General features: G+C 71.2%; 4 protein-coding genes. 2 read left to right on the forward strand and 2 right to left on the reverse strand.

Annotated features, from left to right (window positions below; all coding sequences use genetic code 11):
• On the forward strand, nucleotides 1–543 hold a 543-nt coding region (locus KME77_RS09880), incomplete at its 5' end, for a ribosomal RNA small subunit methyltransferase A (protein ID WP_219464472.1).
• Nucleotides 544–621: 78 nt separating this feature from the next.
• Here the strand turns inward: KME77_RS09880 and KME77_RS09885 are convergent.
• On the reverse strand, nucleotides 622–2013 hold the full coding sequence (locus KME77_RS09885; protein WP_219464476.1) for a putative hexosyltransferase: 1392 nt from the start codon (nucleotides 2011–2013) through the stop codon (nucleotides 622–624).
• Between the two features lie 117 nt (nucleotides 2014–2130).
• Between KME77_RS09885 and KME77_RS09890 the strand changes: the two genes are divergently transcribed.
• A complete protein-coding gene (locus KME77_RS09890; RefSeq protein WP_219464479.1) occupies nucleotides 2131–3726 on the forward strand; it encodes a molybdopterin-dependent oxidoreductase in 1596 nt (531 codons plus the stop codon).
• 244 nt (nucleotides 3727–3970) lie between these two features.
• Here the strand turns inward: KME77_RS09890 and KME77_RS09895 are convergent.
• Nucleotides 3971–5762 (reverse strand): chitinase (locus tag KME77_RS09895; RefSeq protein ID WP_308250642.1); only part of this gene is annotated, 1792 nt, incomplete at its 5' end.

Below are 5762 nucleotides of genomic sequence, written 5' to 3' on the forward strand. Positions count from 1 at the left end.
CTGACCCGCGACGATCCGCGGATCGACGTGGTCAGGGCCGACTTCACGACCGCGCGGGCGCCACGGGGGCCGTTCGCCGTCGTGGGGAACATCCCGTACTCGGTCACGTCGGGGATCGTCCGCTGGTGCCTGCGCACACCGGGGCTGACGTCGGCGACGCTGCTGACCCAGCTGGAGTACGCCCGCAAGCGCGCGGGCGGCTACGGCCGGTGGAGCCTGGTGACGGTGGAGTCGTGGCCGTGGTTCGACTGGCGGATCGGCGACCGGATCGGCCGGGAGAGCTTCCGGCCGGTGCCGTCCGTCGACTCGGCGATCCTGCGGATCGAGCGGCGGCCCGAGCCGCTCGTCCGCGGCCGCCGGGGCTATCAGGAGCTGGTCGAGCTGGGGTTCGGCGGGGTCGGCGGCTCGCTGCGGGCCTCGCTGCGGCGACGCTACGAGGGGGTGGACGGCGCGCTGGCCGCGGCGGGGATCGGCCGCGACACGGTGGTCGGCCACGTCCACCCCGACCAGTGGATCACGCTGTGGGGGCGCCTGTGCCGCTGACCTGAGCCTGTGCCAATGACGTGAGCCTGTGGCCACTGACCTGAGCCTGTGCCACTGACCTGTGCCACTGACCTGTGCTTATGCCGCTGAGGAGACCGGCGCCTTCTTGGCGGCGCCGGAGAGAGTGGCGAGCGGTGGGGCCGTCGAGACCGTGCGGCCCCACGGCATCGCCGCGAGCAGCACCGGCAGCAGCACGATCGAGGCGCGTGACCAGTCGGCGTGCAGGTACCACCAGGTGTTCACGTCGAACTGGGTCATGTAGATGTACCCGTACGCCGACCACAGCGACACGCCGATGATCGCCGGCCAGGCGAACTTCGTGGGCCTGGCGATCAGGAACGGCATGAACCACATGAGGTACTGGGCGCCGAGCCGCGGCGTGACGACCATGAAGATCAGCAGGATGGCCGTGGTCATGTCGATCGGGTCGGCGCGCCGCCAGATCAGGATCGCGGCCACGACGCAGACGTAGATCAGGTTCGTGCCGATGCCGGCCAGGTCGGCGCGCAGCTCCCAGTTGCCGCCGGTGAAGTGCGGCGTCCAGCCCCATTCGCCGACGATCGGCCGGATGTCCTGGATGGTCTTGATGACCTGAGGAATCTGCTGCAACGAGGTGCCCGCGAACACCGGCAGCGTGACCAGGAAGAACAGCGGCACCGCGCCGGTCATGAACAGCCCGGCGATCCTGGAGCGCAGGTTGGGCAGAAGCAGCAGGAAGCCCGGGATCAGCCAGATCGGCCAGCTCTTCGCGCACAGCGCCAGGCCCATGAGCAGCCCGGCCAGCAGGCCGCGCTTGAGGTCGGCGCGGTCGTCCGGGCCCGGCTTCAGCGCGCGGTGCAGCATGCCGCCCGAGCCGATGACCCGCCGGACCGACGCCTGCCAGCCGTACGCCTGGAGGCCGCGGCGGGTCTTGGCCACCACGCGGGTCGTGACGCCCGGACGCTCGGGCGAGCCGGGGCCGCGCGCCACCACGAAGGCGGCCACGCCGAACACCAGCGCCACCGGCTCGACCTGGCCATGGATGCAGGCGACGAGCAGGGCGAGCGGGTTGAGCGCGTACTGGAGGGCCCGCAGGGAGGCCTTGGGGCCGCCGGCGAGCTTGGCCACCAGCGGGACCAGCACGATGTCGGCGATCACGGTGACCAGGCGGCCCGCGTAGACCCAGGGGATGCCCAGCCACAGCAGGATGCCGTAGGCGTAGGGGATCGTCGGCAGGAAGTGCCAGCCGCCCTCGCTGGCCAGGACCGGGTCCTGGCCGTTGAGCACGGCCTGGCCGGCGGGCTGGAAGCTCTCCATGTAGTCGACGGGTTGCCACGCGTCGTCGGCCGCTGTGAACAGCAGCAGCACACGCACGGCGATCCCCACGAGGACGGCGACGTAGAGCGGAGGGCGCCAGTCACGCCACTGGGCGATGAGGGCGAGCAGGACACCTGCGACGAGGATGGTCCCCGTGAGAACTGCGTATTCCATGGCGGGATCTAGCCTGCCGTACTCGTCTGAGTGCTGCCACCTGGGCTTCCAATTCTTATCCCCGACATGCCGGTTTGTAACACAGAAGAACATGAGTCCCTGTGCTGAACTTTTGGCATGGGAGGATCGCAGGTCAACCAGGCTCTGGTCAGGCTCTATTTCGAGGTGCGCGACGGGCTGCGGGACCCCGTTGCCGCCTGGGCGAAACTCACAGCAAATTCCCAGCTCTACCGGCAGGCCCGAGGGGGCAGGCGGGTCCCGCTGGACGACGGCACCGCGGCCGAGCTGACCGCCGCGGCGATCGTGCACACGGCGGCCGAGCACGGCGCCGGGCGGGTGGCGGCGCTGTCCACCTCGCCGCTGGCCGAGCTGGTCGGCGGGATCGGCGGGGCGGTGCTGACCGAGCAGTCCAGCGCGCCGGACCAGGTCTTCGGCGTGGGGGCGCGGGGAACGCTGCCGGAGGAGTGGGCGCGGGCGGCGTTCGTGATGCTCTGGGGGGAGAACAACAGGCTCGTCCGTACGCCTGACACGCCGTGGCTGATCGCCGGGCGGTACAAGGGGCAGAAGGTCGTGGCCATCGGGCCGCACCCGACCCGGCTGTCGGACGAGACGCTGGTCGTGCGGCCGGGGACGGACGGGGCGCTGGCCATGGCGATGGGGCACGTGCTGCTGCGGGAGTTCTTCGTGGAACGTTCCGCCTTCCACGGGCACGCCATGGAGCGGACGGACCTGCCGTCCCTCGTGCGGCTGCGCGAACGGGGCGGGGCCTGCGTCGTGGGCGGGCTGACCGGCGGGTTCGCCGACAGGTTGAGCTTGTACGGCGAGGAGTCGGCGGTCTCGGCGGAGGTGCTGCTGCCGCGCTTCGACGACGGGCCCGGGCTGCTGCGGCGCGGGGTGCCGGTCGTCTCCGACGGCTCCGCGCTGGTCACGACCGTGTACGACCTCTTGCTGGCGGTGTACGGGGTGGAGCGTTCCGGGCTGCCGGGGCAGTGGCCGGACGGATACGAGGATCGAGGGGAGCCGTACACGCCGGCCTGGCAGGAGGCGTACACGGGGGTGACCGCCGCGCGTGCCCTCAAGATCGCGCGGGAGCTGGGCACGGCGGCCGAGCGGACCGGCGGACGGTGCATGATCGTGCCCGGACGGCTGGAGACCGGCCACGCCGACACCGCCTACCGGGCCATGCTCGCGCTGCTCGTCCTGACCGGCTGCGGCGGCGGCTGGGCCGCGGACGGGGCGGGGTCGGCCGTGCCACTGGTGCCGTACCTGTGCCTGCACGCGTGCGGCGAGGACGCGGCCGACGTGGGGGCGCTGAGCTGGCCGCTGGGCGACGGGCTGTTCCATCAGCGGTCGGCGCGGTCGGTGCTGCTGGAGGCGGTGCGCGACGGGCTGCCGATGGCGCCGTCGCCGCGGGTGCTGGCGATCCCGCGGCCCATCTACCCGCTGCCGCCGTCGGTGGAGCTCCTCATCGGGCCCGACGACGGGTGCGACCTGGCGGCTCCGGACGCGGGGATGGTGGCGGACGCGGTGGCCAAGCTGTCGGCGGCGGCCTTCTCACCGGGCGGGCGGGTCGCCGTCGATGCGGTGGGGGGTGCGTCGCGGATGCGGTTGCTTGTGGATCATGTGTGGATGCATGAGTACGGGGAGGCGCTGCCTACGTACCGGCCGCCGGGGGCCGGCCTTCCGGTCAAACCGACCTACCTCGTCCGCTGACCACCACCCGCACGCCCCTCCCCCACCACATCCGGACCGCCCTTCGGCGCCCTCCCCCACGACCGCTCTTGGGCGGGCCTTCCTCTCCATCCCTGGGCCCCTGGCCACCACCCATCCGCACCCTGCGCCAGGAGCGCAAGGTGCCGGGGTTTCCGCTCCTCTCAGAGCCCCCAGCCACAACCCCAGCAGCACCTTGCGATCAGTGCGCAAGGTGCTGGGGTCTCGGGGGTGAGGGGGTGAGGGGTCAGAAGCCGTTCAGATACGCCCGGTGGCTGCGGGAGAACTCCAGACCGTTGAACCTGTCCCAGTTCACCGACCAGGCCATCAGCCCGCGCAGGTTCGGATACACCCCCCGAGGCCGGTACGAGCCGCAGTTGGTGCCCTTGGCCAGGCAGTCGAACGCCTTCTGGACCTCCCCGACCGTGGTGAAGCCGTTGCCGGCGTTCGGCGAGGCGGGCAGGCCGATGGCGACCTGGTCCTGACGCAGCGGCGGGAACGGATTAGCCGCGTTGCCCATGATCGGGAACCCCGCGAGGAGCATGTCGGTCATGGCGACGTGGAAGTCGTGGCCGCCCATGGTGTGGTACTGGCCGTCCAGGCCCATGATCGGGCCGGAGTTGTAGTCCTGCACGTGCAGGAGCGTCAGGTCGTCGCGCAGGGCGTGGATGACGGGAAGGTAGGAGGCGCTGCGGCGGTCGGCCGCGCCGTTGGGGCCCGGGCCGTAGAACTGGTAGCCGAGCTGGACGAAGAACGTCTCCGGGGCCATCGTCAGGACGAACCTGGCCCCGTACCGGCTTTTCAGTGTCCTGAGGGCGGAGATGAGGTGGACCACGACCGGGGTGGTGGGGTTGGAGAGGTTCGTGTCGCCCTGGTCGAGGTAGAGCGAGTGGCCCTCGAAGTCGACGTCGAGCCCGTCGAGCCCGTACTTGTCGATGATCGCGGCGACTGACCGCACGAACGTGTCGCGTGCCGCCGCGGTCGTGAGCTGGACCTGGCCGTTCTGGCCGCCGATCGAGATCAGCACCTTCTTGCCCTGGGCCTGCTTGGCCCTGATGGCGGCGATGAAGTCGGCCTCGGGCTCGACGTTCGGGCACTCGGCGGCCGGGCACTGGCGGAACCTGATGTCGCCCGAGGTGACCGAGGTGGGCTCGCCGAAGGCCAGGTTGATGACGTCCCATTCGTTCGGGACGTCCGCCATGCGGATGTATCCGGAGCCGTTGGCGAAGGACGCGTGCAGGTAGCCGACCAGCACCCGCTTGGGGAGCTGCCCGTTGCCACCTGTCGCCGTCGTGGTGCCGGTCACCTCGGCGGTGTACGCGGAGCAGTTGTTCGCGGCGTCGCAGGCCCGGACCTTGAAGCGGTACGCGGTGCTGGCGGCGAGGCCGGTGGCGGTGTGGCTGGTGCCGGTGACGGCCGTGGGGGTGCCGTTGTCGCGGGAGACCTCGTAGCGGGCGATGCTGCCGGAGTTGTCGGTGGAGGCGGACCAGGAGGCGGTGAGGCTGGAGCTGGTCGCGTTGCCGACGCTCAGGTTGCCGGGGGTGGTGGGGGCCTGGGTGTCGGGGGTGCCGCCGGGGCCGTCGAGGACTATGTCGTCGGCGTAATAGGCGCCTTGGCCGTACCAGCCGTTGACGTAGACGGTGACGCTGGTCACGCCCGCGCCGGTGGTGAAGGAGGTTGTCAGCTGCTGCCACTGACCGCCCGGCGCACCCCAGGTGCTGGCGTTGATGCCGGTGCCGGTCGCGCCGAGGAAGACGTAGTTGCCCTGGACCCAGGCTGACAGCTGGTATGTCGTGCTCGCCTTGACGCTCAGGGTCTGCTGGCAGCGGGCGTAGTCGCTGCCGGCCGGGGTGGCCTGGAGGGCTCGGGTGCCGCCGTGGACGGGCTGGGAGACCGCCTGGGCGGCGGCCGTGGACGAGCAGGTCCAGCCGGACAGGCCGGACTCGAAGCCCGGATTTGTCGCGATATTTGCTGCTAAGGCGGGAGTGGCGGGGAGGGCGGCCAGGCCCAGAGCCGTCAGGCCCAGGGCCGTGGCCGCC

It is taken from the genome of Nonomuraea rhizosphaerae (assembly GCF_019396405.1).
In the GTDB taxonomy this organism is placed as follows: Bacteria; Actinomycetota; Actinomycetes; order Streptosporangiales; family Streptosporangiaceae; genus Nonomuraea; species Nonomuraea rhizosphaerae.

Excerpts from the sequence above, each read along its gene's own strand:
- KME77_RS09885 (WP_219464476.1), bottom strand. The coding sequence starts at position 2,013 with ATGGAATACGCAGTTCTCACGGGGACCATCCTCGTCGCAGGTGTCCTG.
- KME77_RS09890 (WP_219464479.1), top strand. The coding sequence starts at position 2,131 with ATGGGAGGATCGCAGGTCAACCAGGCTCTGGTCAGGCTCTATTTCGAG.